This is a genomic window from Brevundimonas sp. Bb-A, from assembly GCF_009394735.1.
Taxonomy (GTDB): Bacteria; Pseudomonadota; Alphaproteobacteria; order Caulobacterales; family Caulobacteraceae; genus Brevundimonas; species Brevundimonas aurantiaca.
In genome coordinates this window covers 447772-474369 of the sequence record NZ_CP045456.1, presented here as the reverse complement: position 1 = coordinate 474369, position 26598 = coordinate 447772, and the positions used below count along the sequence as shown (strand labels likewise).

The 26598-nt window shown below is 68.0% G+C and carries 19 protein-coding genes, 1 tRNA gene and 1 riboswitch; of the genes, 10 read left to right on the top strand and 10 right to left on the bottom strand.

Going from position 1 to position 26598, the window contains the following annotated elements:
- The 3 genes from BSP_RS02375 to BSP_RS02365 are packed head-to-tail and all read right to left on the bottom strand — an operon-like array spanning nt 1 to nt 2724.
- The gene (locus BSP_RS02375) at nt 1-414 is read right to left on the bottom strand and encodes a (deoxy)nucleoside triphosphate pyrophosphohydrolase (protein ID WP_054764293.1); all 414 of its coding nucleotides are present in this window, start codon (nt 412-414) and stop codon (nt 1-3) included.
- A complete protein-coding gene (gene argJ, locus BSP_RS02370) occupies nt 411-1805 on the bottom strand; it encodes a bifunctional glutamate N-acetyltransferase/amino-acid acetyltransferase ArgJ (RefSeq protein ID WP_054764292.1) in 1395 nt (464 codons plus the stop codon). The genes BSP_RS02375 and argJ overlap by 4 nt, the downstream gene beginning before the upstream one ends.
- A 1-nt stretch (nt 1806) precedes the next feature.
- The gene (locus tag BSP_RS02365; RefSeq protein WP_152951034.1) at nt 1807-2724 is read right to left on the bottom strand and encodes a peptidylprolyl isomerase; all 918 of its coding nucleotides are present in this window, start codon (nt 2722-2724) and stop codon (nt 1807-1809) included.
- A 339-nt stretch (nt 2725-3063) separates the two neighbouring features.
- Here BSP_RS02365 and secA point away from each other — a divergent pair, with 339 nt between their 5' ends.
- Complete coding sequence (gene secA / locus BSP_RS02360) at nt 3064-5913, top strand: preprotein translocase subunit SecA (RefSeq protein ID WP_152949176.1); 2850 nt, start codon at nt 3064-3066, stop codon at nt 5911-5913.
- A gap of 80 nt (nt 5914-5993) precedes the next feature.
- On the opposite strand, the gene BSP_RS02355 is transcribed toward secA, so the two are convergent.
- Nucleotides 5994-8858, bottom strand: a complete 2865-nt coding sequence (locus BSP_RS02355) for a pitrilysin family protein (RefSeq protein ID WP_152949175.1) — start codon at nt 8856-8858, stop codon at nt 5994-5996.
- A 196-nt stretch (nt 8859-9054) separates the two neighbouring features.
- On the opposite strand from BSP_RS02355, the gene BSP_RS02350 reads away from it, so the two are divergent.
- Nucleotides 9055-10293, top strand: coding sequence for an argininosuccinate synthase (locus tag BSP_RS02350; RefSeq protein WP_152949174.1), 1239 nt, complete (start codon nt 9055-9057; stop codon nt 10291-10293).
- Between the two features lie 22 nt (nt 10294-10315).
- The gene (locus tag BSP_RS02345; protein ID WP_054764288.1) at nt 10316-10897 is read left to right on the top strand and encodes an NUDIX domain-containing protein; all 582 of its coding nucleotides are present in this window, start codon (nt 10316-10318) and stop codon (nt 10895-10897) included.
- Nucleotides 10898-10901: 4 nt separating this feature from the next.
- On the opposite strand, the gene BSP_RS02340 is transcribed toward BSP_RS02345, so the two are convergent.
- The 3 genes from BSP_RS02340 to BSP_RS02330 form a co-directional block, all read right to left on the bottom strand.
- Entirely contained in the window at nt 10902-11465 is a 564-nt protein-coding gene (locus BSP_RS02340) for a TMEM165/GDT1 family protein (RefSeq protein WP_152949173.1), read from the bottom strand.
- Between the two features lie 69 nt (nt 11466-11534).
- A riboswitch (yybP-ykoY riboswitch) is annotated at nt 11535-11678 on the bottom strand.
- A gap of 55 nt (nt 11679-11733) precedes the next feature.
- Nucleotides 11734-13053, bottom strand: a complete 1320-nt coding sequence (locus BSP_RS02335; protein WP_152949172.1) for an acetyl-CoA hydrolase/transferase family protein — start codon at nt 13051-13053, stop codon at nt 11734-11736.
- Between the two features lie 82 nt (nt 13054-13135).
- Nucleotides 13136-13918 carry a phosphatase PAP2 family protein gene (locus BSP_RS02330; protein WP_152949171.1) on the bottom strand — a complete coding sequence of 261 codons (783 nt, stop codon included), beginning with the start codon at nt 13916-13918 and terminating at the stop codon, nt 13136-13138.
- 274 nt (nt 13919-14192) lie between these two features.
- On the opposite strand from BSP_RS02330, the gene BSP_RS02325 reads away from it, so the two are divergent.
- Both BSP_RS02325 and BSP_RS02320 read left to right on the top strand, forming a co-directional pair.
- Nucleotides 14193-16082 carry a ribonucleoside-diphosphate reductase subunit alpha gene (locus BSP_RS02325; RefSeq protein WP_152949170.1) on the top strand — a complete coding sequence of 630 codons (1890 nt, stop codon included), beginning with the start codon at nt 14193-14195 and terminating at the stop codon, nt 16080-16082.
- Nucleotides 16083-16299: 217 nt separating this feature from the next.
- Nucleotides 16300-17130, top strand: coding sequence for a lipid A-modifier LpxR family protein (locus BSP_RS02320; RefSeq protein WP_224761120.1), 831 nt, complete (start codon nt 16300-16302; stop codon nt 17128-17130).
- 19 nt (nt 17131-17149) lie between these two features.
- Here the strand turns inward: BSP_RS02320 and BSP_RS02315 are convergent, their stop codons facing one another.
- Nucleotides 17150-18895, bottom strand: a complete 1746-nt coding sequence (locus BSP_RS02315; RefSeq protein WP_152949169.1) for a gamma-glutamyltransferase family protein — start codon at nt 18893-18895, stop codon at nt 17150-17152.
- 144 nt (nt 18896-19039) lie between these two features.
- On the opposite strand from BSP_RS02315, the gene BSP_RS02310 reads away from it, so the two are divergent.
- Nucleotides 19040-19116: transfer RNA gene (locus BSP_RS02310), tRNA-Arg, on the top strand.
- A 211-nt stretch (nt 19117-19327) separates the two neighbouring features.
- Here BSP_RS02310 and BSP_RS02305 read toward each other — a convergent pair.
- On the bottom strand, nt 19328-20683 hold the full coding sequence (locus BSP_RS02305; protein ID WP_054764281.1) for a M23 family metallopeptidase: 1356 nt from the start codon (nt 20681-20683) through the stop codon (nt 19328-19330).
- 338 nt (nt 20684-21021) lie between these two features.
- Between BSP_RS02305 and BSP_RS02300 the strand changes: the two genes are divergently transcribed.
- The 3 genes from BSP_RS02300 (at nt 21022) to BSP_RS02290 (ending at nt 24871) form a co-directional block, all read left to right on the top strand.
- Nucleotides 21022-24213: a YdbH domain-containing protein gene (locus BSP_RS02300; protein ID WP_152949168.1), complete on the top strand. Its 3192-nt coding sequence runs from the start codon at nt 21022-21024 to the stop codon at nt 24211-24213.
- A gap of 76 nt (nt 24214-24289) precedes the next feature.
- Entirely contained in the window at nt 24290-24478 is a 189-nt protein-coding gene (locus BSP_RS02295; RefSeq protein ID WP_054764280.1) for a YnbE family lipoprotein, read from the top strand.
- 33 nt (nt 24479-24511) lie between these two features.
- The gene (locus tag BSP_RS02290) at nt 24512-24871 is read left to right on the top strand and encodes a DUF1318 domain-containing protein (RefSeq protein WP_054764279.1); all 360 of its coding nucleotides are present in this window, start codon (nt 24512-24514) and stop codon (nt 24869-24871) included.
- Between the two features lie 21 nt (nt 24872-24892).
- Here BSP_RS02290 and BSP_RS02285 read toward each other — a convergent pair whose 3' ends face one another.
- Entirely contained in the window at nt 24893-26047 is a 1155-nt protein-coding gene (locus BSP_RS02285; protein ID WP_054764278.1) for a DNA cytosine methyltransferase, read from the bottom strand.
- Nucleotides 26048-26129: 82 nt separating this feature from the next.
- Between BSP_RS02285 and BSP_RS02280 the strand changes: the two genes are divergently transcribed.
- Nucleotides 26130-26579, top strand: coding sequence for a COG3650 family protein (locus BSP_RS02280; RefSeq protein WP_054764277.1), 450 nt, complete (start codon nt 26130-26132; stop codon nt 26577-26579).
- Nucleotides 26580-26598: the final 19 nt, after the last annotated feature.

Here is a 26598-nt window from a genome sequence, read left to right as displayed (position 1 = left end):
TCACAACAGGTCGCGCAGCCAGGCGACCAGGGGTTCGTCCGCCGGAGGCATGGGATAGTCCGAAAGCTTCTCCGGTCTGACCCAGGCCAGGCCGGCGTGCTCACGCGCCGTGACCACGCCGTCCCACCGTCGGCACAGATACAGTGGCATCAACAGGTGAAAGGAATCGTAAGCGTGGCTGGCGAAGACGAAGGGCGCCAGGCAACTCTCGCTGACCTCTATGCCCAGTTCCTCGCGCAGTTCGCGGATCAGGGCCGCCTCGGGCCGCTCGCCGGGCTCGACCTTGCCTCCGGGAAACTCCCACAGGCCGGCCAGCTTCTTGCCTTCGGGTCGTTTGGCGATCAGCACGCGCCCATCGACGTCGATCAGGGCGACGGCGACGACGAGGACGATGGGGAGCGGCGTCTCGGTCACGACCGATAGTCGCCGTTGATCTCGATATAGCCCTTGGTCAGGTCGCAAGTCCAAACCGTGGCCGAGGCCCGGCCGGCGCCGACGTCGACGGTGATGTCGATTTCGGGATTCTTCATATAGGCGGTCATCTTGGCCTCGTCGTAGGTTGGAGACGGGGCGCCATCGACGGCGGCCTGGTGCGGGCCGAACCTGATCGCCAGACGGTCGCGGTCCACCGGCTCCTCGGTCTTGCCCACGGCCATGACCACCCGGCCCCAGTTGGCGTCCTGGCCGGCGATGGCGGTCTTGACCAGGGGGCTGTCGGCGATCGACTTGGCCAGCTTGCGGGCCGAGGCGGGGCTGGCGGCGCCGTCCACCGTCACCTTGACGAACTTGGTCGCCCCCTCGCCGTCGCGCACCAGCTGGTGCGCCAGATCCAGCATGACCTTGTCCAGGGCGGCCGAGAAGCTCTTCAGCCGCCGGTCGCCGACCCGGCCGATCCGCGGCGCGCCCGAGGTTCCGGTGGCGAACAGCAGGGCCGTGTCGTTGGTCGAGGTGTCGCCGTCCACCGTCACCGAGTTGAAGGTGGTGCGGACGTGCAGGCCCAGCAGGGCCTTCAGCACGTTCGGATGGATGTCGGCGTCGGTGACGATGAAGGCCAGCATGGTCGCCATGTCCGGCGCGATCATGCCCGACCCCTTGGCGATCCCGGCGATCCGGACCTTATACCCCTCGATCTCGGCCTCGGCGTAGGAGCCCTTGGGGAAGGTGTCGGTGGTCATGATGCCGCGCCCGGCGCGGGCCCACTGTTCGGACGGATGGAGGTCGGCGTCCAGACCGGCCTCGATGTCCGGCAGTTTGGCGATGATCTTCTTTTCGTCCAGCACCACGCCGATCACGCCCGTCGAGGCCATCATGACGTCCCGCTGGCGGCATCCGAACCGTTTGGCCACCTCAGAGGCCGCCCGCCGCGCGGCGTCGGCGCCGGGCTTGCCGGTGAAGGCGTTGGCGCAGCCGGCGTTGACCACCAGGGCGCGCACGTCCTTGCCGCCCTCGGCCCCGCCCAGATGCTTCTTGCACCAGTCGACCGGCGCCGAGCCGATCTTGTGGCGGGTGAAGACCCCGGCGCAGCTGGTGCCGCGCGCGAAGCGGAAAACGACCAGGTCGTCGCGCTCATGCTTGTAGAAGCCGGCGCGGGCCGTGGCGATCTCGACCCCGCCGATGGGGGGAATGGTCGGGAAGGGCACAGCCAGGGGCGAGACGGCCAGGCCGGGCTTTCCGGCGGCTGGGGCGACGGGCGCGGCGGCGGCCTCGGCCGGACGGGTGGCGCGCTTCAGGGCTGCAGCAAAGGGGTCCAGCGCCTTTTCGAACGCCTGTTCGATCTTTTGGCCGGTCGTGGGGGTCTTGGTCATGTCAGGCGGCCGGTGAGAGGGGAGTGTCAGACGCGGAAGGCGGGGCGGAAGCGGGGGCGGGAGCGGGGCGGGGCAGGCCCGCCGACGGCGCCGACGCCGGCTCCTCGTCACCGGCGCCGGGATCGCCGGGCAGCAGAATATCGACCTTGGCCTTGCCGCGCAGCTGTTCCAACAGACGTCTCACCCCTTCATAGGTCAGGTAGCGGACGATTTGCGGCCGGGCCTGTTCCAGGGTCGGCGGGTTTTCCTTGCGTCGGTCCTCGACCCGCAGCACGGCCCAACCGCCCTCGGTCTGGAAGGGGCCGACGGTCGAACCCGCCGGCTTGTCGCGCAGGGCGCCGGCATAGGCTTGGGGCATGACGTCCAGGGTCGAATAGCCCAGGTCGCCGCCCGAGAAGCGGGTGGCCTCGTCGATCGACCGCTCCATAGCCACGGCTTCGAAGCTGGCGCCCTGGCCCAGAATGCCGATGACGGCGTCCGCCTCGGGCTTGGTGCGCGACAGGATCAGGCGGACCCGAATCTCCTCGGACGTCTTCGCCAGGCGCAGCTGCTCATTGTAAAGCGTCTGGATCGCCTGATCGGAGATGGCGCCGTTGACGACGCTCTCGACCAGCATGTCGCCTAGAATCCGCTCCCGGGTCGCTTCCAGCCGCCGCTGCGCCAGGGGTGAGGCGTCCAGGCGACGGCGCTCCGCTTCGCGCGCCAGCAGCTTCTGATCGACCACCTCGTCCAGAACCCGGCGGAAAAGCTCGGAGGTCACATCCAGGGGCTCGCCTTCCCCGACCAGACCCTGCGCCACCGCCTCGCGCTTGACGTCCGAGGCCCAGATGATCTGGTCCTGAACCTTGGCCACCTGCTGGTCGCCCGGCTGCGGCGCCCGATCGTCGTCGCCGCCGCGCGAACAGGCGGCCAGCGTCATCGCCAAGGCCGTCGCGGCGACCAAGGCGATGCCGCCGACCGATCCAAGGCCCCCTCGGGAAGGGGCGTGTCGGAAATGGAGGCGCCGGAATGGGATCAAGGGGACGCTCCGTCGAAGGCGGCCGAAAGCCCCCGCGTTGACAGGGGTTAGGGCGGTGCTTAAGTCCCGCCTGCGCCCAAGTCGAGGGGTTTTGATCGTCTGCGCGGCCCTTCGCGCGCGCCTGTGTCGGCGCGGCGGGGCCGTCATCGGTCCGAACGCCGCTTGGGGCGCGATCCTCGCCGCCCCTCACGGGATTTCAGAGCCGCTCCTTAATGACGCTCGACCTTTACCGGATCTGACATGCTCGGCTTCGCCAAGAAACTCTTCGGCTCTTCCAACGACCGCAAGGTCAAGGCTTTCCAGGACCACGCCCAGCGCATCAATGCGCTCGAGCCCAAGTTCGCCGCCCTGTCGGACGACGAACTGCTGATGATGACTGACGCTTTCCGCGACCGTCTGAGCAATGGCGAAAGCCTGGACAAGATCCTGCCCGAAGCCTTCGCCGTCGTGCGCGAGGCGTCCAAGCGGGTGCTGGGCCAGCGTCAATATGACGTCCAGCTGGCGGGCGGCATGATCCTGCATGAGGGCGGCATCGCCGAAATGCGGACCGGCGAAGGCAAGACCCTGGTCGCCGTGGCGCCGGTCTATCTGAACGCCCTGGAAGGCAAGGGCGTCCACGTCATCACCGTCAACGACTATCTGGCCCGCCGCGACGCCGAGACCATGGGCCGGGTCTATCGCTTCCTGGGTCTTGAGGTCGGGGTCATCGTCAACGGCCTGTCCCAGGGCCAGCGCCAGGCCGCCTACGCCGCCGACGTGACCTACGGCACCAACAACGAGTTCGGCTTCGACTATCTGCGCGACAACCTGGTCTATGACCGACGCGAGATGGTGCAGCGCCCCCACAACTTCGCCATCGTCGACGAGGTCGACTCCATCCTGATCGACGAGGCGCGCACGCCCCTGATCATCTCGGGCCCCACCGAGGATCGGTCGGACCTGTACAAGGTGCTGGACGCCCTGATCAAAGATCTGATCAAGGACAAGGACACCTATGAACTGGACGAGAAGCAGAAACAGGTTCTGCTGACCGAGCTGGGTTCCGAGCGTCTGGAAGAGGCCCTGGAGAAGGGCGGCCATTTCGCCCCCGACACTACCGGTCTTTATGACGCCGCCAACATCAGCCTGGTCCACCACTCCAACCAGGCCCTGCGCGCCAACACCCTGTATCAGCGCGACAAGGACTATATCATCAAGGGCGGCGAGATCATTCTGATCGACGAGTTCACCGGTCGGATGATGACCGGCCGGCGCCTGTCCGAAGGCCTGCACCAGGCCATCGAGGCCAAGGAGGACGTCAAGATCCAGCCCGAGAACCAGACCCTGGCCTCGGTGACGATCCAGAACTACTTCCGCCTGTATCAGAAGCTGTCCGGCATGACCGGCACGGCCGCCACCGAGGCCCAGGAGTTCGGCGACATCTATAAGATGGAGGTGCTGGAGGTGCCGACCAACCGGCCGATCCAGCGCAAGGACTATGACGACGAAGTCTATCGGACCCATGCGGAAAAGAGCCAGGCCATCGCCCGACAGATCGCCGAATGTCACCTGGCGGGTCAGCCCATCCTGGTCGGCACGGTCTCGATCGAGCGCTCCGAACAACTGTCCGAGCTGCTGCGCACCTATGAGTACAAGGTCGAGGTCTCGCGCAAGCTGAAGCCCCAGTACGAGGGTAAGGCCAAGGAGGCCGAGAAGATCGGCGACGCCGCCTATGACATTACCTACGAGACCAAGCTGCGCGGCATTCCGCACTCGGTCCTGAACGCGCGCCAGCATGAGCAGGAGGCCTATATCGTCGCCGACGCCGGTCTGCCGGGCGCGGTGACCATCGCCACCAACATGGCCGGCCGCGGCACCGACATCCAGCTCGGGGGCAACCTCGAGATGAAGATGCAGAAATGGCTGCTGGAACAGCGGAACATGGCCGTCGAGGTCACGCCCGAGATGCAGGCGGCCAAGGAGGCCGAGTTCAAGGCCGAGATCGCCGTCAACCGCGAGAAGGCCCTGGCCGCCGGCGGTCTGTTCGTCCTGGGCACCGAACGCCATGAGAGCCGCCGGATCGACAACCAGCTGCGCGGCCGCACCGGCCGCCAGGGCGACCCCGGCGTGTCGAAATTCTATCTGTCCTGCGAGGACGACCTGCTGCGCATCTTCGCCGGCGATCGTCTGGACTCGATCATGAAGACCTTCGGGGTCGCGGAAGGCGAGGCCATCACCCACCCCTGGCTGAACCGCGCCATCGAGACTGCCCAGAAGCGGGTCGAGACCCGCAACTATGACATCCGCAAGAACCTGCTGAAGTACGACGACGTCGTGAACGACCAGCGCAAGGCCGTGTTCGAACAGCGCCAGGAGTTCATGGATTCCGAGGATCTGTCGGAACTGGTCGGCGACTTCCGCCGCGACGTGGTGTCCGACCTGGTCGAACGCTACATGCCGCCCAAGGCCTATGCCGAACAGTGGGACATCGACGGCCTGGATGAAAAGGTCCGCTCGACCCTGGGGCTGGAGCTGCCGCTCCACGACTGGGCAGCCGAGGAAGGCGTCTCCAACGAGGAGATCGAGGAGCGGCTGCTCGCCGCCGCCGACGCCCGCGCGGCCGAACGTCTGGAGCTGATCGGCGCCGAACAGACGCGCGGCCTGGAAAAGCAATTCATGCTGCAGATGATCGACATGCAGTGGCGCGAACACCTGGTCCATCTGGACCATCTGCGCGGCGTGATCGGCCTGCGCGGCTACGGCCAGCGCGACCCGTTGCAGGAGTATAAGACCGAGGCCTTCAACCTGTTCGAAGGTCTGCTCTACGACCTGCGCCACAACGTCACCCGCTGGCTGATGACGGTGGAGTTCCGCTTCCAGGCGCCGCCTGAACTGCCTGAGTTCCAGGAAATCCACCTGAACCCCGGCACCGGCGAAAATGAGATGGCCGATCCGGCCGCTCAGAACCCCGAAGGCCAGCTGATCGGCGACGACCGGTCGAAACTGCCGGTCGAGGCGCTTCCGCCGGGCTGGGAGATGACCGGCCGCAATGCGCCCTGCCCCTGCGGCTCGGGCCGCAAGTTCAAACACTGCCACGGCGCCCTGATCTGAGCCTTTCGGCGCGGTAAGGACGAAAAAGAAGGCCCGGAGCAAATGCTCCGGGCCTTTGTCGTTTGCGACTGACGAGGCTCTTACTGGGCGGCGCCGCTCGCCGAGCGAACCTCGACCGGCAGGCCCAGGGCGTCGAGCTGGGGCTTGACCACCGAGGCGTCGCCGACGACCACCCAGACGAAGCGGGACGGGTCGAGCGCGGCCTGGGCGGCGGCGTCCAGTTCGGCCGTCGTCAGGGCGTTGGTGCGAGCGGCCACCGTTTCCGGATAGTCGTCCGGACGGCCCAGCATGTCGTTGACCCGCATGGCGTTCAGAACCGCCAAGGAGGTTTCATAGCTGCCGGCCAGACGGCGGGTATTGCCGTTGACGGTCCGCTCCAGCTCAGCCGGCGTCACGCCCTTGCCGCCCTTCAGGAAGTCGTTGAACTGGGCGTTCAGGGCGGTGATGGCCGGCCCGGTCTGGTCGGCCTGGACCGGGGCGGTGATCAGATAGGGCACGCGGCCGACGAAGCCGGCGGTCGAGGCGTTGACGCCGTAAGACCACCCCTTGGTCTCGCGCAGGTCCGAGTTGATGCGCGACAGGAAGTCGTTGCCCAGCACATTGTTGGCGGCGTTGAAGACCAGCAGGTCGTCCGAGCCCTTGGCCGACAAGACCGTCCCGCCCATGATGTAGGACTGAGGCGACTGCGGCCGGTCGATCAGCACGATCTTCGACGGGGTCGCGGGGATCGGCGCGGAATAATCCTTCACGCCCTTGGGGGTGGCCGAGGGGACCCAATGGCCGAACTGGGCGTCGAGCAGAGGCTTGATCTCCGCCAGAGGCTTGTCCGAGACCACGAAGATCTTGGCGTTGTCGGGACGGATCCACTCGGCGTAGTCCGCGCGGATGTCGGCCTCGGTGATCGCCTTGACGCTGGCCTCGTCGCCGTTGCCGCTGAACGGGCGGCCATAGGGGTTGGCCGAGCCGTAGATCAGTTCGGGCAGGGCGCGGTTGGCCAGGGCGGCCGGCTGGGTGCGCTCAGCGGCGATGCGGGCCAGGCGGGTGGCGCGCAGACGCTCCAGCTCCGAGGCGGCGAAGGCGGGGGTCTTGACCACCTCGGCCAGCAGGGCGACCGAGGGCTCCAGGTTTGGGGTCACGGCCGACAACTGGACCACCGATCGGTCCATCGAGGCGCCGGTCGAGATGGCGGCGCCGAGGGTTTCTTGCGCCTCGGCCAGCTGGGTGGCGTTCATGCTGCGGGTGCCCTCGTCCATCAGGTCCAGCATCAGGGTCTGCAGCCCCAGCTTGGACGCCTCGTCGGCGGCGATGCCCGCGTCGAACTCGATGGCGATCTTGGTCGCAGGCACGGCGTCGCGCTGGGCGTAGACCACCTCGACCCCGTTCGACAGGCGCGTGCGCTCCACAGTGGGGAAGTCGACGTTGGCGACGGCGGCGATCTCGGGCTTGGGCATGCGGGCCACGCGCTCGATCGGGGGCGCCGGGGTGCGGTTGGCGCCCGAGGGAGCCTCCGCCGCCTCCTGATAGGCCTCACGCTCGCCCGGCAGGGTGGTCAGGGTATAGGCCGGACGGGTCAGCCATTTCTGCATGGCCGCCTGGACCTGGGCGGGGGTGGCCGCCGCATAGGCCTGGAGCTCCTTCTTGTAGTGCTCCGGATCGCCGGCGTAGAGCTGGCCCTCAGCCAGGGCCACGGCCTTGCCGCCGAAGCCGCCGACCTGTTCCAGACCTTGAACCGTGCGCGAGACGTACTGGGTCTTGACCCGTTCCACCTCGGCCGCCGTCGGGCCGTTGGCGATCAGATCGTTCAGGATCTGGCGGGCGCGGGCCTCGACGGCCGCCGGGTCCTGGCCCGGCTTCACGTCGACGGTGATTTCGAACATGCCGACGCGGTGGAAGGCGCCGTTGTTCGCGCTGACCGAGACGGCGGTCTGCTCCCCGCGCACCAGTTCATTATCCAGCCGCGAGCTGGCCAGGCCGCCCAGGACCGAGGCGCCGATGCTGAGCGGCACGGTGTCCGCGTCCAACAGGCCGGGCACGGCCCAGCTGATCTGAATTCGGGCGTTGGAGACGCGGTCGTGGGTGGTTTCGCTGACCGGCGCCGGCAGGGTCGGTACGGAGGCCTGGGCCGGGGTGTTGACCGGGCCGCGCGGAATCGGGCCGAAATACTTCTCGGTCAGCTCCCGCGCCTTGGCCGGGGTGATGTCGCCGGCCAGGACCAGGACGGCGTTGTTCGGACCATAGTTGGAGCGGAACCAGTCCCGCACCGTCTCCATCGAGGCCGCGTCCAGGTCGGCCATCGAGCCGATCGTCGAGTGGCGATAAGGGTGGCCCTCCGGGAACAGGGCCTCCAGCTGCTTGTACTCATTCAGGCCGTAGGGCTGGTTGTCGCCCTGGCGTTTTTCGTTCTGGACGACGCCGCGCTGGAGATCGAGCGTCTCCTGGCTGATGGCGCCCAGCATATAGCCCATCCGGTCGCTTTCCATGAACAGGGCCTGTTCCAGCGCCGGGGTCGGAACCGTCTCGAAATAGTTGGTGCGGTCGAACCAGGTGGTGCCGTTCATGTCCGTCGCGCCCATGTTGCGCATCGGCGTGAAATAGCTGCCCGGCGCATTCTCCGAGCCGCCGAACATCAGGTGCTCGAACAGGTGGGCGAAGCCCGTCTTGCCCTCAGGCTCGTCCTTGGAGCCGACGTTGTACCAGACCGATACGGCCACAACCGGGGCCTTGTGGTCTTCATGGACCAGAACGGTCAGGCCGTTGTCCAGGGTGAAGCGGGTGTAGGGTATGTCCACCTCGGCGACCAGTTCGGACACCGGTGCGGCCCGCAGGGCGGGCGCGGCGGCCTGGGCCGAGGCTACGGGGGCCGACGCGGCGGCGTTTGAGGCCCAGACCGGGGTGGAGACCGCCAGAAGGGCGGCGGCGGCGACGAAGCAAGAGGCGCGACGCATGGGTTCGACATCCTTGGTGACAGATGAACGACGACCATAACGACGGTCGATCCACTGGCAACGCGACCGACTGAACATGAACAAAGCTTCATCTTTCCGTGGGGCCGCCCCGGAAAAGGTTGCATCGCCGGACCCCCGGTCTTATGCGCGCGTCAATTCTCCCCATCGCGCCGTCGAATTTACCGAAAGAGCCGCCATGTCCGCCCCCGCTGACAAGCCCGTGAAGAAAGTCGTCCTCGCCTATTCGGGCGGGCTGGACACCTCGATCATCCTGAAATGGCTGCAGACCGAATATAACGCCGAGGTCGTGACCTTCACCGCCGACCTGGGTCAGGGCGAGGAGCTTGGCCCGGCGCGCGAAAAGGCGCTGAAGCTGGGCATCAAGCCCGAGAACATCTTCATCGACGACCTGCGCGAGGAATTCGTGCGCGACTTCGTCTTTCCGATGTTCCGCGCCAATGCGCAATACGAGGGCGACTATCTGCTGGGCACCTCCATCGCCCGTCCGCTGATCTCCAAGCGCCAGATCGAGATCGCCCGTCAGGTCGGCGCCGACGCCGTCTGTCACGGCGCCACCGGCAAGGGCAACGACCAGGTCCGCTTCGAACTGGGCTATTACGCCCTGGAGCCCGACATCCGGGTGATCGCCCCCTGGCGCGAATGGGCGTTCCGCAGCCGCGAGGCCCTGCTGGACTTCGCCGAGAAGAACCAGATCCCGATCGCCAAGGACAAGCGCGGCGAGGCGCCCTTCTCGGTCGACGCCAACCTTCTGCACTCGTCCTCCGAGGGCAAGGTGCTGGAAGACCCGGCGGTCGAGGCCCCCGAGTTCGTCCACCAGCGGACCATTTCGCCCGAGGACGCGCCGGACAAGGCGACCGTCATCGAGATCGGTTTCGAAAAGGGCGACGCCGTCTCGATCAACGGCGAGGCCATGAGCCCGGCCACCCTCCTGACCGCCCTGAACCAGTACGGCCACGACAACGGCATCGGCCGTCTCGACCTGGTCGAGAACCGTTTCGTCGGCATGAAGTCGCGCGGCGTCTATGAGACCCCCGGCGGGACCATCCTGATCGCGGCCCACCGCGGCATCGAAAGCATCACCCTGGACGGCGGCTCCATGCACCTGAAGGACCAGCTGATGCCGAAATACGCCGAGCTGATCTACAACGGCTTCTGGTTCTCGCCCGAGCGCGAGATGCTTCAGGCCGCCATCGACAAGAGCCAGGAAAACGTCTCCGGCACGGTCAAGGTCAAGCTGTACAAGGGCAATGTCTCGGTCATCGGCCGCGAGAGCCCCAATAGCCTGTACGACCAGGATCTGGTGACCTTCGAGGAAGGCGTCCAGGCCTATGACCACAAGGACGCCGCCGGCTTCATCAAGCTGAATGCGCTCCGCCTGCGTGTTCTAGCCAAGCGCGGCGCGCGCCAGGGCTAGGCTGCGTCGCGGGAGAAGCCGAATGACCGTAAAGGACCGCATCAGGATCCATCAGACCCGGCTTCTCTCGGACAACTGGTATGTGCTGAAGACGACCCGTTTCGACTGGAAACGGCGCGACGGCGTCTGGCAGACCCAGGAGCGGGAGCATTACGACCGGGGCAATGGGGCGGTGCTTCTGCCCTATAATCCGGCGGCGCGCACCGTGCTGCTGGTGCGCCAGTTCCGCCTGCCGGCCTATCTGAACGGCTATGACGACCTGCTGATCGAGGCGGCGGCCGGTCTGCTGGACGACGCCCAGCCCGAGGTGCGAATCCGCGCCGAGGTCGAGGAGGAGCTGGGCTACCGCCTCGGCGCGGTCCGCAAGGTGTTCGAGGCATTCATGAGCCCCGGCTCCGTCACCGAAATCCTGCACTTCTTCGTCGCCGAATATGATGCGTCCATGCGGATCGGCGACGGCGGCGGCCATCCGGACGAGGGCGAGGACATCGAGGTGCTGGAGCCGACCGTGGACGAGGCCCTGGCCATGATCGCCGACGGCCGCATCCGCGACGCCAAAACCATCATGCTGTTGCAGCACCTGGCCCTGACGGTCTTCCGCTAGGGGATCAGGGCGTCAGCAGAATCCACAGGCCTGTCGCCGCGAAACCGGCGGCGGCGGCCAGCCGGATCCACTTCAGCGGCAGCTTCTTCGCCGCCGTCTCGCCCAGCAGGACGGCGGGCCCGTTGACCAGCATCATCCCCAGGGTCGAACCGGCGACCACCACCGGCAGATTCTCGAATCGGGCGGCCAGCATGGCGGTGGCCACCTGGGTCTTGTCGCCCATTTCGATCAGGAAGAAGGCCGAGGCGGTGGTCCAGAAGATGGCCCAGAAGCCGCGCTGAACCTCGCCCTTCTGCTCGTCCAGCGTATCGGGAATCAGGGCCCAGGCCGCGAAGCCCAGAAAGGCGACGCCGACGATCCAGCGCATCCAGTCGCCCGTGATGAAATGGGCCAGGACGGTGCCGGCCAGGGCGGCGAAGGCGTGGTTCAGCAGGGTGGCCGCCAGAATGCCCAGTATGATGGGCGTGGGGCGTCGCCAGGTCGCCGCCATCACGATGGACAGCAACATGGTCTTGTCCCCGATCTCCGCGATGGAGACCAGGCCGGTCGAAATGAGGAAGGCTTCCAACGGGAACCTGTATGCGCGGGAGCCTCGGCGGACGGACCTGTGGCGTTCGCAGCCGGGCCCCGCATGGACGTCCCTGCGAAAGCCGCCGGTCTTGCCGTGATCCGGATCTGAAAGACCCTGGACCGTTCCCGCGCCATCCTCTCCGGGAGAGGAAGTATGTTGACGCGGGCCCCGCTGATGGTTGCGGGCGGCTACTCCCCGATGACGCGGCGGGGTTTAGGCCAGGACGCCGGAAATGAAAAGCCGATAACGACTCGCAAGAAGGGGTTCAGATCAGACCCTGCCGCCTGGCCTCGGCCGTGAGGCCGTCGCGGAACTCGGGCGCGGCGAGGGCGATCAGGGCGCGGGCCCGCTCGCCGGTCGATCGGCCCTTCAGGTTGGCCCACCCGTGCTCGGTGACGACGATATGCACGTCGTTGCGGGGCGTGGTGACCGGGCCGTCCAGCCGGGCGACGATGCGCGAGCAGCTCCCCCTGGCCGCCGTCGCATGACAGGCGATGATCGACTTGCCGCCGTCGGAGCCATAGGCGCCGCGCACGAAGTCGAGCTGTCCGCCCGAGGCGGTGAACTGGCGGCCGTTCAGATACTCCGAACAGCAGGCGCCGCTCAGGTCGATCTGGAGCGTGGCGTTGACCGAGACCATCTTGGCGTTGCGGGCGATGACCGCCGGATCGTTGACATAGGAGACGGGCCGGGCCTCAAGCCCCCGGTTCTCGTGCAGGAAGTCATAGGTGTTCTGGTCGCCCATCGAGAAGGCGAAGACCCCGACTCCAGGATGCAGGGTCTTGCGGGTATGGTTCGCCACCCCGGCCTGCATCAGTTCGACCAGGCCCGGCGTCAGCATCTCGGTATGGACCCCCAGGTCGCGGTGGTTCTTCAGGGCGTCGCAGACGGCGTTGGGCAGGGCGCCGATCCCCATCTGCAGCGTCGCCCCGTGCTCGACCAGGTCGGCGATGATCCGGCCGATGGCCAGGTCGGCCGGCTGGGGTTCGGCCTTGGGCACGGCCAGAAGCGGGGCGGCGTGTTCGACGATTCCGGACACCCTGGAGACATGGACGGTGCAGTCGCCGTACACGCGCGGCATATGCGGATTGACCTCGACAATGATCGTCCGGGCCGTCTCCGACACCGGCTTGGCGTAGTCGGTATTGGTGCCGAAGGAGAAGAAGCCGTCCGCGTCCATCGGCGAGACGGTGCAGACCAAGGTGTCGACGCCGACCTCGTCGCACAGCAGGCGGGGCGACTGCTGGAAGCCGGTCGGGATGAACTGGACCGGGCTGGGCCGCCCCTCCTCGAAGGCGCGCTGCTCCAGCCGGCGTTCGACGGCGCTGTGGAACAGGCTCCAGGGCCGGATGCGGTCCATCAGCTCGTAGCGCAGCACGGTGTCGCCGGCGATGGCGGTGGAGAGGAGATAATAGAGGTTCAGGTCTTCGACCTCGCCCCGCTCGGCCCGTTGGGCTAGGGCCTTCAGCAGGGCCGGGGGCTGGGACACCCCCAGGCCCATGGCGATCCTGGCGCCGGATCGGATCAGGGCGGCGGCTTCGTCCGGCGTCTTCAGCCGCTCGGCGTAGAGGGCGGCGTGATCCATGGCGTCTCTCCCGTCTGCGCGCCCCTGTTCGGACGAGGCGTCGTCGGCGCCGACTATGGGGCCTCCCGCGGTTGAGTAGGTTCTAGACTTTGGTCGGATCGCCGGGCGTCTCGTCCGCCGTCGGAGACGGTTCGTCCTGCAAGGGCGCCCGGCGACGCTTCTGCCAACGCGCGACCCCATAGGCGACCAGCCACAGAAGCATGGCCCAGGCCGAGCCCACGGCCCAGCCGGCGAAGACGTCCGTCGCCCAGTGGGCGCCCAGATAGATGCGGGTCAGGCCGACCAGCAAGGCCATCACCATGCCCACGCCCAGGACGAAGATCTTAAACCGCCTGCGTGGAAAGGCGCGGGTCAGCATGACGGCCACGCTCAGATAGAAGACCGTCGCGAGCAGGGCGTGACCGGAGGGGAAGCTGGCGTTGATCGTCTCAACCGCCTGAAGCGCCTGGGGCGGACGCTCGCGTTCGAACACCGCCTTCAGCCCCTCGCTCAGCATGACGCCGCCCGTCAGCCCCAGGACCAGCAGCAGGGACGACAGCCATTTTCTCTGGCTCAGCAGAAAGAGGACGACGATCAGGGCGAACAGGCCCAGCACCGATATGCCGCCCAGCGAAGTGAGGTCCGCCGCCGCCTCCTTCAGCCACCACGGCCCCCAGGGGCGGCCGGGATCGTCGGCATAGGGCCGCATCAGGCTCAACACCTGGCGGTCAAAACTCTGACCGTCGGCTTCGGTCATGTCGTCAGCGATTTCGACGAACACCGTCACGCCCAAGGCGGCGACGAACAGGGCCGTCAGAGCGGCCGTCTCGGCGCGCGCGACCGTCAGCAGGCGTATCAAAAAGGGACGGAAGTCGGAAACGGCCATGGGGCGTCGAAACGGCCAAGCTGGACCGAAGTTCCGATCACGCCTTCGTGATGTCGCGGCCGCGAAGGCCCGAGAGGGGTTTGCTGGCTTGCGCGCTGAACTTTCCCCAGGCGAGGCCGACTTGTCCGACCGATTCGCCGACAAAGCGAGCGTCAAGACGTTGACGGCTTATTAGGCATGTGCGCCCTATATGTGGGCTCGGGGAGCGCTGGAGCCACTAGATGATGTGGTTGCGGCGCAGGTGGCTCTAGGCAGTTTATTGTTCAGGACGCAGATGACTATGGCTGGCGGCGAGGCTTTGAAGACAGCGGAATTCCAAGGTGTTGCGACGAACGCGGCGCCTGAGAAGCCGCATCTGACCGTCGTGAAATCGGTCCAGGTGGATCGTTCGCGCGACGCCCTGCTGACCGATTTCGGCAAGAAGACGCTGGAGGACCGCTACCTGCTGCCGGGCGAGAGCTATCAGGACATGTTCGCCCGCGTCTCGACCGCCTTCTCGGACGACGCCGACCACGCCCAGCGCCTGTATGACTATATGAGCCGCCTGTGGTTCATGCCCGCGACCCCGGTCCTGTCGAACGGCGGCGCTGATCGCGGCCTGCCGATCTCCTGCTTCCTGAACGCGGTCGGCGACAGCCTGGACGGCATCCAGAGCGTCTGGAACGAGAACGTCGCCCTGGCCTCGAACGGCGGCGGCATCGGCACCTACTGGGGCGGCGTCCGCTCCATCGGCGAGAAGGTCAAGGGCGCGGGCAAGACCTCGGGCATCATCCCCTTCATCCGCGTGATGGACTCGCTGACGTTGGCGATCAGCCAGGGGTCGCTGCGTCGCGGCTCGGCCGCCGTCTATCTGGACATCCACCACCCGGAGATCGAGGAGTTCCTCGAGATCCGCAAACCCTCGGGCGACTTCAACCGTCGCTCGTTGAACCTGCACCACGGCGTCAACGTCACTGACGAGTTCATGGAGGCGGTGAAGACCGGCTCCACCTTCGGCCTGCGCTCGCCCAAGACCGGCGAGGTGCTGAAGACCGTCGACGCCCGCTCGCTGTGGACCAAGCTGCTCGACATCCGGATGCAGACCGGCGAGCCCTATATGATCTTCTCCGACACGGTGAACCGCCAGATGGCGCCGCACCAGCGGGAACTGGGGCTGAAGGTCAAACAGTCCAACCTGTGCGCCGAGATCATGCTGCACACCGGCCGCGACCACCTGGGCGTGGACCGGACCGCCGTCTGCTGCCTGTCGTCGGTCAACGCCGAGACCTTCCTAGAATGGCGCGAGGAGCCCCGCTTCGTCGAGGATCTGATGCGCTTCCTGGACAATGTTCTGGAAGACTTCATCCGCCGCGCCCCGCCGGCCATGGCCGCCGCCGTCTATTCGGCCAAGCGCGAGCGTTCGGTGGGCCTGGGCCTGATGGGCTTCCACTCCTTCCTGCAGTCGCAGGGCGTGGCCTTCGAGAGCGCCATGGCCAAGTCGTGGAACATGCGCCTGTTCAAGCACCTGCGTCGCGAGGCCGACAAGGCCAGCCGCATCCTGGCCGAGGAGAAGGGCCCCTGCCTGGACGCCGAGGAGCGCGGCGTGATGGAGCGGTTCAGCCACAAGCTGGCCATCGCCCCGACCGCCTCGATCTCGATCATCTGCGGCGGGACGTCGGCCGGCATCGAGCCGATCCCGGCCAATATCTACACCCACAAGACCCTGTCGGGCTCCTTCGCCGTCAAGAACCCCTATCTGGAGCGTCTGCTGGACGAGAAGGGGATCAACACCGAGGCGGTCTGGAGCTCCATCCTCCAGCACGAGGGCTCGGTCCAGCATCTGGACGCCCTCAGCGAGGACGAGAAGGGGATCTTCAAGACCGCCTTCGAACTGGACCAGCGCTGGGTGGTGGAACTGGCCGCCGACCGCGCCCCGGAAATCTGCCAGGCCCAGTCGCTGAACCTCTTCATCCCCGGCGACGTCAACAAGTGGGACCTGCACATGCTGCACTGGTCGGCCTGGGAACGCGGCGTGAAGTCCCTGTACTATCTGCGATCCAAGTCGGTTCAGCGCGCCGCCTTCGCCGGCGCCGAGGACAAGGCCGAGGCCGAGATCGACCCGAACCAGCCAGACCTCTTCTCCATGCCCAAGACCGACTACGACGAGTGTCTGGCCTGCCAATAGGCCTCCTGCGCCGCAGCAACTGGCGTGAAAGGGCTCCGTGGTCACGGAGCCCTTTTTTCGTGTTCGGAACCCGCCACAAGGCGCGGCGTTGAAAAACGACCAAAGAATGTCGTGAAAATGTCTGTTGGACTCCCGCCGTGCATGGTGCAAGCTGGAGAACAGCGGACGGTGGGGAGACCGAATGCGTGTAGCGGCCTGGTTGTTTGGAGTGGCAAGCGTGCTGGCGTCCGCCGGCGCGGTCGATGCTCGCGCCCAGGCCTGGGTCCCCGACGCCTTTGACGCCGCACCCGAAACCGGATCGAACGTCACGGCTCGGTTGAACGAACAGCAGAGTTTTCGGGTCTCTCCCGACGCGCCCTTCGGCCCTGAGATCGAGATGAAGACGCCCCTGGCGATCTCGGGCGAGGCTCAAGGGATCGCCGCCAGCACCCGCCGCGACATCTGGATCGACCGCCAAGGCTTCACCGATCGGCTCAGCCTAGAGACCGCGGGCCGCCTGACACGCGCCGACGGCTCCCCTCTGCCGGTCACCTTACAGGACCGGGCCGTTCTGGAGCCCGAAGCCTATGATCTGCGCTATGTGCGCGGCTTCCGCAGCGCGGTCGGCCGCACGGCCTCTGGCCTGGAGGTCAGTCTGACGCCCCATGCCGGCGTCGGCCTGGGCAGCGAGGGCGGATCGGCCGAAGCCGGCGCCACTTTGAAGATCGGCGAGGGGCTGGACCGCCTGGCGCCCGACGGCGACGCCCGGTTCGGCCAGCGTCCGCGCTGGTACCTCTATGCCGCCGGCTCGGGCCGCGCCGTCGGCTATAATTTCGCCCGCACCCGCGACGGCGACTACGCTCGATCCGGCTACACTCAGGACCGCGGATCCTTCCTGGGCGACGCCTCCGTGGGGGTGGCCTATCGCCGTGGCGCGGTCCAGACCTCGGTCGGTCTGGTCTATCGCGAAATCGACGCCGGCAAGGGGCTGCGCGGCATGAACGGGCTGGACACCGATGTGGATGAGGGGCTGATCGCCTTCCAGCTCTCGATCAAGCCTCGCCGCTGATCGCGTCCGGATCGGGGCCTCAAGGCGCTTCCGACACCGCGACCCCCTCCCGTCGAGGATCGGCCCCGCCGTCCCAGCGGCCGTCGCGCCACATCGCGCCATGCAGGCCCGAGGTCTCCGTGGCGTTGGGCCTCAGCCCCATGCCGGCCGCTCCCAGGGCTTGGGCGATGTCCGGCGGGATCTGCGCCGTATCAGCGCCGACCGAACCGCCCCGCACCACCAGATTCGGCAGGGCGATCGCCTCCTGGACCGGCAGGTTCCAGTCGATCATCCCGACCAGGGCCTTGGCCACATAGGCCAGGATGCTGGACCCGCCGGGCGACCCGATCGCCCCGACCAGACGCCCCTGCTGATCCAGGATCAGAACGGGGGTCATGGACGAGCGCGGCCGCTTGCCCGCCGCTACGGCGTTGGCCGCCGGATGGCCGTCTTCGGTCGGGGTGAAGGAAAAGTCGGTCAGCTGATTGTTCAGGAAGAAGCCCTCGACCACCCGCCCGTCGCCGAAGATGCTTTCGACCGTGGTGGTCATGCTGACCGCATTCCCGTCCGCATCGACGATGACCATGTGCGAGGTTCCGCCCGGCTCGGCCGTGGCGTCCGCGCTGCGCGGCGCAGAGCCGGGCGGCGCGCCCGCCGGAACCGGCCCGTCGACCTCCGGGACCAGGGCCGCGCGCTGGGCCACATAGGCGGGGTCCAGCAGGCCCGCGATCGGCACGCCCACGAAATCCGCATCGCCGACATAGCGGTCACGATCAGCATACATCAGCCTTTGCAGCCGGCCGAAGGCCACCCAGGCCTCGGGACTGTCGGCCCCCTTCTGGATGTCGGGCGTGTGTTCCGCCATGGCCAGGAACTGCAACAGGGCCACCCCGCTGGACGGCGGGGGCGGAACGCAGATCACATAGATCCGATAGGGCCGGCACAGGGCGTCCCGGCGCAGCGGACGATAGGCGGCGATGTCCGCCTCGGTCAGGCCGCCCGGGCGCGGACCCTCGGCGACAGTGCGGGCGATCTCGCGGCCGATGCGTCCACCATAAAAGACTCCCGGCCCCTCGGCCGCCAGGGCCTGAACCGTCCGGGCGTAGGCCGGATTGCGCATGACGTCCCCGGCCCGGTAGCGGCGGCCGTCTGGGCCGGTGAACAGGGCGCTCGCCCATCGGGTCTTGGCCTGGGGCCACGGCCCGTTGATCATGCCCGCCAGGCGCGGACTGACCACAAAGCCGTCGCGCGCCAGCCGTTCGGCGTCTTCGAACAGATCGCGCCACGCCAGCCGTCCGTGATCCCCCTGCGCCATCGCCAGCATGGCCACCGCTCCGGGGGCGCCCGCCGATCGACCCGACAGTATGGCGTCGATGAAGGGCAGGGGCTTGCCGTCCTCATAGAACAGCTCGGGCGTGGCTGAGGCGGGCGCCGTCTCGCGCCCGTCATAGGCGGTGATCCGGCCGGTCTTGGCCTCATAGCTCATCAAAAATGCGCCGCCCCCCAGGCCGGACGACTGGGGTTCCACCAGCCCCAGCACCGCCTGGACGGCGACCGCCGCATCCACGGCCGAGCCGCCCCGGCGCAGCACCTTCATCCCAGCCTCGACCGCCAGGGGATTGGCGGCGGCGACGAACGGCCCGCGCGCGATCGACGGGGCCCCGGCCGGGTCCGACCGCGCCTCCAGCGAAGGCGCCGCGGCCGGGGTCTGGCATCCGGCCAGAAGCGTCGGGACGGAAACCGCCGCGACCAACAGGGACACGAGACGACGACGCAAAAACAACATTCAGGCGGTCCGACAGGGGGAGAGGTCCGGGCGACGTGGCCCGCCAGGGGACCACGCCGATCAACCCCGCTACAGAAACTGCATTCCCCGGCTTGCGTCCACCCCGTTCAGCGGCTAAAGACCCGCCCTCGCCGCAAGGCAGACGCACCCGTAGCTCAGCTGGATAGAGCACCAGACTACGAATCTGGGGGTCAGGAGTTCGAATCTCTTCGGGTGCGCCATTTTCCTTTGTTTGGCGCTCTGCGGTTGATCGCCCTCTTGGAGCCTGCCGGCGCCAGACGCGCAACGGTCGAGACGGAATTCATCTAACAGCCAAGCCTCGTGGTAGACGATGCAGGCCGTATGCCCCGCCTCGGCATGGCGATGCAGTAGGATTCTGAGAGGCTCGGGGCAGCGCCAAGCGCCCAGCGACGTCTAGATCTCAGCTGAGACTCAGCCTTGGGCGGCGCGCAGACCGTTGGCGGAGGCTTGCTGGAGGGCGGGGCGTTTTTGGCCGCCGGAGGCGATGATGCGGTCGATCCGAGCTTTTTCGGCGCGGAAGGCGGCCAGGTCGGCGCCGGACAGTTCGGTGCCCTCCTGGGTTTTGACGCCGGCCGGATTGATCCGTTGTCCGTTGCGCCAAATTTCGTAGTGAAGGTGCGGACCGGTGGAGGCGCCGGTCGAGCCGACATAGGCGACGATCTGGCCCTGGCTGACCCGCTGGCCGGCGCGGATGCCGGCCCCGTAGCGGGACAGGTGGCCGTAGCCGCTTTCCAGACCGTTGTTGTGGCGAATGCGCAGCCAGTTGCCGTAGCCGCCCCAGCGGCGCGCCTCGACCACCACGCCGTCGGCGGGGGCGACGACCGGCGTCCCGGTGCCGGCGGCGAAGTCGATGCCCTGGTGCATCTTGCGATAGCCGGAAATCGGATGGGTCCGGAAGCCGAAGCCCGAGGACACGCGTCGGAAGTTCTGCAGCGGGGTGCGCATCATGGCCGAGCGCAGGTTCTTGCCCGAGGCGTCGAAGAACTGCGCCTCTTTGGCGCCGGCCGGCTTGAAGCGATAGAAGGTCACGCCGCGCAGTTCGGCATAGACCAGATCGCCCACGGCGACGGTGCGGCCGGCCTCGGTCACGTCCCGGTCGAAGACCATGGTGAACTCGTCCGAGGCGCGGATGTCGCGTTGCATGTCGAACTTGGTGGCGAACAGTCGGCTGGCGGCGCGGACGATGGAGGCGGTGGCGCCCAGTTCGCGGGCGCTGGCGGACAGGGAGCGTTCGACGTCCCCCTTCAGCACCACGGTCTCGTGGGTGACCTTTTCCTCAAGCGAGCGCAGGCGCAGGGCGCCGTCGAAGCTGCGCGACACCGTCAGCTGGCTGGCCGGGCCGGTTCGCATGGTCAGGCCGATCAGGCGGGCGTCGCCTCGGCCGTCGCGCGGCTTGGCGATGGCGGTCTCGAAACGAAGGCCGGCGCGCAGGTCGGACAGGTCGAAGGCGTTGGCGACGGTGGCGGCGACGGCGCTGGCCTCTTCCGGGGCGACGCCGGTGCGGCGCACGGCCTCTTCAAAGGTTTCGCCGCGACGGATCTGGACGGGAACGGCCTCCGGGGCGGTCATGCCGGCCGGAGCATTGGCGGCGGCGAAGGCCTGAACCTCCATGGCGGCCATCTGGGCCGAGGAGGGGACGGGAACTTCTTCAGCCCTGGCGGGTTGATAGACTCTGCCGGCCAGAAGCGCCACCGAGACCGCGGCGGCGGCGGTCAGAGCGTGCGGGGCGAGGCGCATCGGCTGTCGGCGAGGGTCGAACTGAGCCATCGGTCTCGTCGTGCTGCAACGCCAGAGGCGTCAAACCATAGTCACCAAACTGCGCCGCATTCCTGAAAATGCGAAGGCTAGGCCTATACCTCGCCTGTTCCACTTTGGGAAGGCGGTTGCTTACAAGGCGTTAAGAGACGGCTCAAGCCCGTAAGGGTGCGTAGTCGTCCTGCCCCCGTTCCATAGGTTGCCCTCTTGTCGCCCCGCTTGGCTGCAACGGAAGATGAGAACGGACGTTGCGGACGCGCGTCTTCAAGGCGACGCTTGGGGCGTAAATCTTCATCGGGGGCAGCGATGGCGGTCTGGAAAATGGTTCTTTCGCTTTCCGGTCTGGACGTTTGACCGATACGACGACGCCATCCGACCGGTCGCGTCCGCCGTCCCGGCGGAACGATCCGCTGCGTCGGCTCGGCCGCGTCGCCGGCGTTGGGGTGCTGGTCGTCGCCCTCCTGCTGGCGGCGCTTTATCTGAATCGTCGAGCGGCGGCGCGCGAGGTCCTGGTGGGTTGGCTGGACCGGCGCGGGGTCCAGGCGGAGGTCGAGGTCGAGCGGATCGAGCTGGACGGCTTCGTCGGGCGTATCCGCATCGGCGATCCCAAAAATCCGGACGTGACGGTCGAGCGGGTCGAGGTGGACTACGCCGTGGCCTGGCCCTGGTCGAAGACGGGGCTGGGAGTGACGCCCAGCCGCGTTCGACTGGTCAGGCCGGTGATGCGCGCCAGTTGGAAGGACGGGAAGCTGGCGTTCGGATCGCTGGACCCGGTGATCAAATCCTTCACGGGCGGCCCGCCGCGTCCGGATGCGCGCGCGCCCCAGGTCATCGTCGAAGACGGCCGGGCGCTGTTGGAGACGGACTACGGCGCCGTGCGGATTCTGGGCGATGCGCGGGTGGACGACGGCAAGCTGATGCGGCTGAAGGCGGCGGTTCCGGCGACCGCGCTTCAAAGCGGCGAGGTTCAGGCCCAGGGGTTCGCCGCTGCGATCGATCTGACGACGACCGGCGACCGGGTGAAATTAAGGTTGCGGGGTGAGGCCGAGCGTTTCGTCGGCGCCGGCCTGAGCGGGCGTCGCGCCCTGCTGAGCCTGGACGGGGACCTGCCCTATCGGGATTTGAAGACGCGACGCGGCGATGGCCGCGCGCGCCTCCATGCGCGTTTGACGGGCGAGGTTCTCGGCCTGGGGGCGACCCAGGCGCGTGATGCAGAGATCCAGGCCCGGTTCGACGGTCGAACCGCCGGATGGATCGAAGACTTCCAGCTGGACGGCGAGACCGGCCTGGCCTTGACGGCGGCGGCCGTGGACGGCCCCGGCCTGAAGGCGACGCAGGCGCGGGTCCGAGCCGAAGGCGGACGCCTTGAGGTCAAGCGCGCAGACGCCCTGGGCTGGGGGCTGGAGACGCCGCTGGTCCTGACCGCGGAGGCCGGCGCGGCGGGCGGGGTCGAGACGCGCGGTCTTTCGATCCGTTCCGGAGCCTTGACGTTGGGCGGGCGCGACGCGGCTTTCGAGGCGACCGGGCCGGTCAAGGCCGGTTTCGACCGTATCGGCTGGGGCGACCTGACGTTAAGGCGTGGGACCGCCGATCTGAGCCTGGACGTCGTCAAGGACGAGGCGGTCCGCATCGTCGCCCAGGGCGCGATCCGGTCGGCGGACGGCGCCTGGCCCCTGTTCGGGCCGGTCGGGCCCGACGACATCGCCGAACTGGCCGAGATGAAGCGGGCGTTGGGCGGTTTCGCCCTGAACGCCCCGGCGGTTCGCCTGGTCACAGGGTCGGCCGGGACGGAGGCCAGCGTCCTGCGACCGGTCACGGCCAAGCCCGCCAACGGCGGCGTGTTGACCCTGTCGCAGCCCGCGGGCCAGACCGCCTACGCCGCCGAGCCGGGACGGCTGGGCGGCGGCGCGCTGAGGTTGACGGCGACGCGGGGACGGGGACTGCCGGAAATGGAGGTGGACGTGCCGCAGTGGCGGCTGACCGACGCCGGCTTCGAGGCTCAAATGGACGGCCGTGCGCGACTGGATTTCGACGTGGCGCGCGGGATCGACGCCCGGACGCGGGGGCTTCTGGCCCTTGCGGACGGACGGATCACCTACACCACCCCCGAATGTGCGGATCTGACGGTCGAACGGCTGGAGCTGGACGAGAACGACGTCCATGAAGTCGCCGGCGCCCTCTGTCCCACGGACGCGCCCTTGCTCAGCGCCAAGGAGGGGGTCTGGCGCGTCGTCGGCGGCTTTGATCGCCTTTCGGCCCAGGCGCCCTTCCTGGGCATGCGGTTCGAAGGGGCCGCCGGTCGGGTGACGGTGGACGGCGCATCCTCCGGCGTGGGGCTGACGGCGACGGTGACCCAGGCGCGGGCGGCGGACGCCCTGACCCCGAAGCGGTTCGAACCGCTCGCCGCCGTCGGACAGGTGCGGCTGGCCGAGGAGGTGTGGCGCGGCGGTTTCGACCTGGAAGGGACCGGCAAGGCGGCAGGGGCCGCCTTGGGGCGGTTGACCTTGATCCACGACGGCCGCAGCGGCGCCGGCGGCCTCCAGATTTCGGTTCCCCCGGTGACCTTCGTCGAGGGCGGCCTGCAACCGGCCATGCTGACGCCCCTGGTCGCGGACCTGGTGCAGTCGCCGGCGACCGGTTCGGTCGCCTTCGAGGGCCGGTTCGACTGGACCAAGACCGCCGAACCGACGTCGAGCGGGCGTCTGAGCGTGCCGGGGCTGGACTTCGTCAGCCCGGCCGGGGCGGTCAAGGGCGTCAAGGGCGACATCGTCTTCACCAGCCTGACGCCGCTGATCACCGCGCCGGATCAGAAGCTGACGGTCGACAGTCTGGCCGTGGGGACGGAGGCGACGGATCTGGACCTGACCTTCGCCGTCGACGCGGCCGGGATCAAGATCTCCGCAGGCTCGGTTCAGGCCGGCGGCGGAGTCGTCTCGGTGGAGCCGTTCGTCGTGCCGCTGGACGCCGCCCAGCCCTATGACGGGGTGGTGGTGCTGGACCGGGTCCAACTGGGCGATGTGGTGGCCGACACCGGTTTCGACGACAAGGTGGTGCTGGATGCGGTGGTCTCGGGCCGTCTGCCCTTCACCATGGATCCCAAGACCGGCTTGACGATCCGCAACGGGACCCTGGCGGCGGTCCAGCCGGGACGGCTGTCGATCAAGCGCGAGGTTCTGACCGACGTGGACGCCGGCGGAGGCGGATCGGAGGTGCCGCCGAACATGGTCGAGGATCTGGCCTATCAGGCGATGGAGAACCTGGCCTTCGACGTGCTCAGCGCCGATGTGAACAGTCTGGACGGCGGGCGGCTGTCGGTCCTGTTCCGTATTCGCGGCCGGCACGCGCCGCCCCAGCGTCAGGAACTGCGTCTGACTCTGGCGGAGTTGATCAGTCGCGAATTCCTCAAGCGGGAACTGCCCCTGCCGTCCGGCACCCAGATCGACCTGACGCTGGATACGACCCTGAACGCCAATCAGCTGTTCTCGGATCTGCTGGCGGTGAATCGCGCCCGCCAAGGGCAGCAGGAAGAGGCGGCGCCGTGAGCCCGGCCATTCAGAGACCGTTCACGCGCAGCCGTGCTATTGCATCTTCAAACCTGATCGAGCCGGAGTCTAAGCCATGATCACCAAGCGCCAGTTGGCCGGACTGGGCCTCGGAGCCGCCGCCGCCGCCGTCGCCGCCTGCGCCCCGACGGTCCGTCTGGAGGTTGCGCCCATCCAGATCTACGCCAAATTGGACGCAGACGTGCGCGTCCGGCTGGATCAAGAGTTGCAGCAGCTGCTGCAACAGAACCCCAACCTCTTCTGATCGCCTCGCTTTTTCCTGAAAGGACAGGCTGACATGAGCTTTCGCAGATTTATCGCCGTCGGCGCCGTCGCCGCCGCCGTCTCCATGGCCGGCGCCGCCCTGGCTCAGACCAGCGCCCAGAAGGCCATGATCGATCAGGCCAAGGCCGCCGGGGTCGTGGGTGAACAGGCGGACGGCTATCTGGGCTTCCGCACCTCAAGCGCCGACGCCGATCTGCGCGCGGCCGTCGAAGCGACCAACGCCGGCCGCCGCGCCGCCTACGCCCGCAGCGCCGCCGAGGCGGGCGCCACCCCCGACGTGGCCGGGGCCCGGATGTTCCAGAGCCAGCTTCTGCCCCGGATACCGGCCGGCCAATGGTATCGAAACGCCCAGGGCCAGTGGGTCCAGCGCTGAGGTCTTGGGCGACCTGACGCCTCAGGCCGCCGCCCGCCGCGCCGAAAGCGCGGGCTTCAGCAGTCCCTCCGCCAGGGCGCGCACCACCGGCACGGCGACGGCGTCGCCCATCAGCTTCAGGGCCGCGCTCTGGCTGGGCGGCAACAGATAGTCGTCCGACACGCCCATCAGGCGCGCCGCTTCGCGGCCGGTCAGCCGCCGCACCCGGGCGCGTCCCCCGTCGCAGACGACGACATATTGGCGCGACGAACCGCCGGCCGGCGTTCTGAGGCAGCCCGCCAGGCCGTCGAACCGGATTTCGAGCCGCTGGACCTTGCGGCCGTTTTCTCGGCGAACCCGGCGATAGGCCGCGCCGACCGTGCGCCGGCCCGAGGCGATCGCCGCCTCCAGCCGGGCGCGGTGCAGCGGAGCGGCCAGGGCCAGGATCGCCTCGCCGTCGTCGAGCCAGACGGCGGTCTCGTCCGGTTCGAGCAGGGCGTCGAGATCAAGATTGCGGCGCGAGGGGACCGGCAGGCTCCACCAGGTCCAGGCGTCACGCGCCGCCTGCGGCAGACGGGCCTCAGCCGCGATCAGCCGGGACGAGTGGAAAGGCCCGTTCGGCGCGCGCGTCTGCGGCGCCGCCGCAGCAATCTCTTCGGCCATGGCGACGACGAACAGACGCGGGCGCGACTGGGGCAGCCAGTGGGCGGCGTCCATCTCCAAGGCCCCGATCCGCCAGCCGCCGGCCGCCATGGCCGTGCAGACGGCGGCGAAGTCCTCGCCCTGCGCTGCGCCCGAGGTCAACAGACCGATTACATTCTCCAGAACGATGATCCCGGGCGCGCGTCCCTCGCGCGACAAGCCCTCGATCAGACGCCAGAAACCCCAGAAGGCGCCGGACCGCCCCGCCGTCAGCCCGCCGCGCCCACCCGCCAGGCTGACGTCCTGGCAGGGGGACGAAGCCCAGGCCAGGTCCGGCGCGCCGGGCAGGTCCGCCGTCGTCAGGTCCCAGACGTCGCCGAGATGGAAGGGGACCCGTGGATGATTGGCCGTGAAGGCGGCCGCCTTGGCCCGGTCCATGTCATTGGCGAAGACGGTCTCTATTCCCGAGACGCCGCCGGGATTGGCCCCGTTCAGGCCCAGGCCGGCCAAACCGCCGCCGGCGAAGAACTCGTATGCGGTCAGGCGAATCGACATTCCCGCACCATAACTCAGCCGCCGCCCTTGACCGAAGAGGATGTCGCCCACACTTGCGGGGCGAATCAAAAAGAGGCTGTGCATGCGTCCGATCGCCCCCGCCCTGACGGCGGCCGTCCTGACCCTGGTGGGCGGCTGTTATGACCGCAAGGATCAGACGCCGGAGGCGGCGCCGCCGCCCGAGCCGGCCCCCGTCCTGGCGGGCGTCGATCTGGGCAAGCCGGTGCGCGCTCTCGGAACCGAACCCTTCTGGAGCGTCGAAATCACGCCGGACGGCCTGACCTATACCCGTGTGGATCAACCGGCGCAGCATGCGCCGAACCGGGGCGCCACGGTGCAGGGTACGGTCGCCACCTACGCCACCTCGACCGATCTGAACGAAGCGCTCAACGTCGTCCTGATCGCTACCGAATGTTCGGACGGCATGAGCGATCGCACCTATCCGCTGACGGCCAAGGTCGAGATCGGCGACGACACCCTGACCGGCTGCGCCGCTTCGGTGGCGGCTCTGGAGGCGGAGCCGGCCCCCTGAAGCCGGCTTCCGCCATAGG

Bases quoted from the DNA above. Each gene is read 5' to 3' on its own strand.
- argJ (WP_054764292.1), bottom strand. From the start codon at position 1,805: ATGACCAAGACCCCCACGACCGGCCAAAAGATCGAACAGGCGTTCGAA.
- BSP_RS02365 (WP_152951034.1), bottom strand. From the start codon at position 2,724: ATGACGCTGGCCGCCTGTTCGCGCGGCGGCGACGACGATCGGGCGCCG.
- secA (WP_152949176.1), top strand. From the start codon at position 3,064: ATGCTCGGCTTCGCCAAGAAACTCTTCGGCTCTTCCAACGACCGCAAG.
- BSP_RS02355 (WP_152949175.1), bottom strand. From the start codon at position 8,858: ATGCGTCGCGCCTCTTGCTTCGTCGCCGCCGCCGCCCTTCTGGCGGTC.
- BSP_RS02350 (WP_152949174.1), top strand. From the start codon at position 9,055: ATGTCCGCCCCCGCTGACAAGCCCGTGAAGAAAGTCGTCCTCGCCTAT.
- BSP_RS02345 (WP_054764288.1), top strand. From the start codon at position 10,316: ATGACCGTAAAGGACCGCATCAGGATCCATCAGACCCGGCTTCTCTCG.
- BSP_RS02335 (WP_152949172.1), bottom strand. From the start codon at position 13,053: ATGGATCACGCCGCCCTCTACGCCGAGCGGCTGAAGACGCCGGACGAA.
- BSP_RS02330 (WP_152949171.1), bottom strand. From the start codon at position 13,918: ATGGCCGTTTCCGACTTCCGTCCCTTTTTGATACGCCTGCTGACGGTC.
- BSP_RS02325 (WP_152949170.1), top strand. From the start codon at position 14,193: ATGACTATGGCTGGCGGCGAGGCTTTGAAGACAGCGGAATTCCAAGGT.
- BSP_RS02315 (WP_152949169.1), bottom strand. From the start codon at position 18,895: ATGTTGTTTTTGCGTCGTCGTCTCGTGTCCCTGTTGGTCGCGGCGGTT.
- BSP_RS02305 (WP_054764281.1), bottom strand. From the start codon at position 20,683: ATGGCTCAGTTCGACCCTCGCCGACAGCCGATGCGCCTCGCCCCGCAC.
- BSP_RS02295 (WP_054764280.1), top strand. From the start codon at position 24,290: ATGATCACCAAGCGCCAGTTGGCCGGACTGGGCCTCGGAGCCGCCGCC.
- BSP_RS02290 (WP_054764279.1), top strand. From the start codon at position 24,512: ATGAGCTTTCGCAGATTTATCGCCGTCGGCGCCGTCGCCGCCGCCGTC.
- BSP_RS02285 (WP_054764278.1), bottom strand. From the start codon at position 26,047: ATGTCGATTCGCCTGACCGCATACGAGTTCTTCGCCGGCGGCGGTTTG.
- BSP_RS02280 (WP_054764277.1), top strand. From the start codon at position 26,130: ATGCGTCCGATCGCCCCCGCCCTGACGGCGGCCGTCCTGACCCTGGTG.